This is a genomic window from Pseudomonas sp. L13 (assembly GCF_009935965.1).
Classification (GTDB): domain Bacteria; phylum Pseudomonadota; class Gammaproteobacteria; order Pseudomonadales; family Pseudomonadaceae; genus Aquipseudomonas; species Aquipseudomonas lactis.
The window spans coordinates 1-731 of record NZ_QODJ01000148.1 but is presented as its reverse complement, the minus strand read 5'-3'; the positions used below and the strand labels follow the sequence as shown (position 1 = coordinate 731).

The window sequence follows — 731 nt, the reverse complement described above, 5'->3', positions numbered from 1 at the left end:
TTGGTCTGTGCTTTCTGTCATGCTGTTCCACAGTGGAGTAAGTCGCTTCAGGATGCTCAAGCTCTGATGATGCAGCAAACTGACCAGCAGTTTCAGCTCCAGAAGCCAATTCAACAGCTAACTAACCAACAGTTTCCACTTCGGAAGCCAGTTCAACAGCTAACTAAGCCGCAGTCTCCGCTTCAGAAGCCTGTTCAACAGCTAACTAAGCCGCAGTTTCCACTTCAGAAGCCTGTTCAACAGTTAACTAAGCCGCAGTATCCGCTTCAGAAGCCTGTTCAACAGTTAACTAACCAGCAGTTCCCACTTCAGAAGCCCGTTCAACCGTTAACTAACCAGCAGTTTCCACTTCAGAAGCCAGTTCAACAGTTAACTAAGCCGCAGTATCCGCTTCAGAAGCCTGTTCAACAGTTAACTAACCAGCAGTTTCCACTTCAGAAGCCTGTTCAACAGTTAACTAACCAGCAGTTTCCGATTCAGAAGCCAGTTAAACAGCAGTTTCAGAAGCCAGTAGTGCAGGCAGAGCCCTTTGATAAATGTGTAGCTGTAGCTGATTCTGAGCAGATCCAATGTGGTCTACCCGGGATCAGTGGTGCTGAGTGTGAAGCTATCAACTGCTGCTTTAACGGGCAGCAGTGTTTCTATGGAAGGGCGGTGACTGTCCAGTGTATTAGAGATGGTCAGTTTGTGGTAGTGGTGTCTAGAGACGTTACTCTGCCTCGACTGAGTCT

General features: G+C 47.7%; 1 protein-coding gene. It reads left to right on the top strand.

Annotation, left to right across the window (positions count from 1 at the left end):
- Positions 1–66: 66 nt before the first annotated feature.
- The coding region (locus tag DK871_RS28410) for a hypothetical protein (protein ID WP_218581571.1) at positions 67–731 on the top strand (665 nt) is incomplete at its 3' end.